Source organism: Paraglaciecola sp. (assembly GCF_039942875.1).
In the GTDB taxonomy this organism is placed as follows: Bacteria; Pseudomonadota; Gammaproteobacteria; order Enterobacterales; family Alteromonadaceae; genus Paraglaciecola.
In genome coordinates, this window is sequence record NZ_JBDVBQ010000012.1 from 1 (window position 1) to 2,107 (window position 2,107).

Consider the following 2,107-nt stretch of genomic DNA (forward strand, 5'->3'; position numbering starts at 1 on the left):
TCTCGCTTTGTTTTTCCAAAAAATGCTAAGTTATTAATTTAATTATGGAAAATATTTTGCTCATGGTTTTTAATAGGAAGCAGAAAAGTCGCGTTAAAGTCGAGTCTCCTTTTGCTTTTGCAACTCTTTGTGGTTTTGATAACTTCAAAGTTAAAAACATTTAATAAAATCAATAGGTAAGGGCTGGAAATGACGGGAATAAAAATCAAATCGAGAAGTTACATATACGACATGCTCGATAATAAGCGTTATGCCAAATATTAGAAGGAGATATCTATGTTAGTTATTAAAAGGGTTTTAGGTTTATTTTTCATTACTATGCCTTTAAGTGTAAATGCTTGGGAGGCATATACTTTCCAAGTATCCAATATAAGAGTTGTGGGAGAACAATGTAAAATTGGTATGTCAAATTTGAGCGTTAAAAAAAGTGAAGATTCGAATATCTGCGATGACCCAGAAGAAATAAGGATTACGGATTGTACGACGGATAAGGCTAAATATATGATGAGCATGGCAATGTCAGCTAAGGTTACTGCTAAAACAATGTATCACCAAGCAACAAGTGAGTATTCTACTGAAAGCGATAGTTATATTGTTAATGCATATCAGCTTGGCTTAGAGCCTGATTAGCCTAACAAGCAAATAATGCATGGGACGCGAAAAAGCCGCGCCTCATATTTGAATCGTTAAGCCTTAATATCAAATAGGGAGAATAAATTGAAGAGATTTAAAATTGGCACTCTTTTTTTCGCATGCCTTCCAATTACATCATATTCAGCAGATTTCAATGATTGCAAAGTTATAGAAATTATCACTGCTGGTGCAAATAACGGTCACGTACTACTTGATTGTACTATCGAGCCTGTCCCTGTGTGCGCAGTAGCTCCAAAATATTTTGGCTTTGATAAATCGACTGATGAGGGTAAGCAATACATGTCAGTTGTTTTAACTGCATTTGCTAGTGGTGCTACTTTATCTGGTTATGTAAACGATACATCCTGTTCGCCATATCAGGGTAACGTGGCGCTACTTGAACATCTTCGGATGAAAAAATAGCTTAACAAAAACATCATGGTGGGAATTTTACTTGCCGAAAAAGCGCTCCTAAAATCCCCATATTTAATGCGTTATATTTGCACATAGGGAAAAGGAAACTGATGAAATATTTAACCTCAATATTATTTACTCTTCTTTCATTTAATTGTTATTCAGCTACCCACGTATATGATACGAAGATTAAGAAGGTTTTTGTCCACGAAACAGATAATAATGGGACTATATATTTTATTTTTGAAGATATGCAAAACGGTGATGATTGCTTGAAGTCAGGAAACATTGCAGCCACAAATGACAATGTCATGTTTGATAAAATTCTTTCCATAGGTTTGGCAGCTTTAATGTCTAAATCTAATGTAGGCTATACAATAAATGGCTGCTCCAGTAGCGGACACCCGAGGTTGACAAACCTTTGGGTAGAATAAAATATAACAATCCAATTATTCCGACCTCAACTCGCTGCGCTCATTTCGTCGGCATATTGGGGCGTTAGGTGAAAAGTGCATGAAGCTAAGCTCGCTATCAAACCTACTTAAGGAAGAGTTATCACCCAAAGACTTTCTCTCTGGATTTAGTGAATACCACGAAGACTATGAAACGCTAACAAAAATAGTTGGTAGCTCAATAGATATCGTAGTAATTGAAGATAGAGAGCTTCAAATTGGTAATTACGAAATATCAAAATTGTGCACATTGTTTATTAAAGATGAATTAACTAGCGCTGAATTAAGTTATATTGCTGACGCAGCTCAATTGTCTGAATCTATTTCCTTCTCCGATGAGTGCATAGAGGATGTAATCGCAGAGTTTACAGATCCTGAAATTAATGGTGTATTTTCAAAAAGTAGAGCACAAGAAATAATCAGTAATTTCACCTAACAAGAGACTATGGCGTCAATAGTTAATTTTTAGCCTTTGGCGCTTCCCACATCACGCCGTCTCTTAGCATCGAATTCAAGATAACAACCATCTTTCTGATACAAGCAATAATAGCTACTTTTTTAGGTTTTCCTGCGGCGACTAATCGTTGATATGTGTCTTTAAATACTGG

The 2,107-nt window shown here is 35.7% G+C and carries 4 protein-coding genes and 1 pseudogene; 4 read left to right on the forward strand and 1 reads right to left on the reverse strand.

Annotation, left to right across the window (positions count from 1 at the left end):
- Positions 1–276: 276 nt before the first annotated feature.
- From ABJE44_RS03515 to ABJE44_RS03530, 4 genes are all read left to right on the forward strand, one after another.
- Complete coding sequence (locus ABJE44_RS03515) at positions 277–630, forward strand: hypothetical protein (RefSeq protein ID WP_348120637.1); 354 nt, start codon at positions 277–279, stop codon at positions 628–630.
- Between the two features lie 87 nt (positions 631–717).
- Positions 718–1,056, forward strand: coding sequence for a hypothetical protein (locus ABJE44_RS03520; protein WP_348120639.1), 339 nt, complete (start codon positions 718–720; stop codon positions 1,054–1,056).
- A 101-nt stretch (positions 1,057–1,157) separates the two neighbouring features.
- Positions 1,158–1,481, forward strand: coding sequence for a hypothetical protein (locus ABJE44_RS03525; protein WP_348120641.1), 324 nt, complete (start codon positions 1,158–1,160; stop codon positions 1,479–1,481).
- A gap of 79 nt (positions 1,482–1,560) precedes the next feature.
- Positions 1,561–1,935 (forward strand): hypothetical protein, encoded by a 375-nt coding sequence (locus ABJE44_RS03530; protein WP_348120643.1) that lies wholly within the window; start codon positions 1,561–1,563, stop codon positions 1,933–1,935.
- Positions 1,936–1,957: 22 nt separating this feature from the next.
- Here ABJE44_RS03530 and ABJE44_RS03535 read toward each other — a convergent pair.
- A pseudogene (locus ABJE44_RS03535) lies at positions 1,958–2,107 on the reverse strand (IS110 family transposase); the annotation flags it as partial.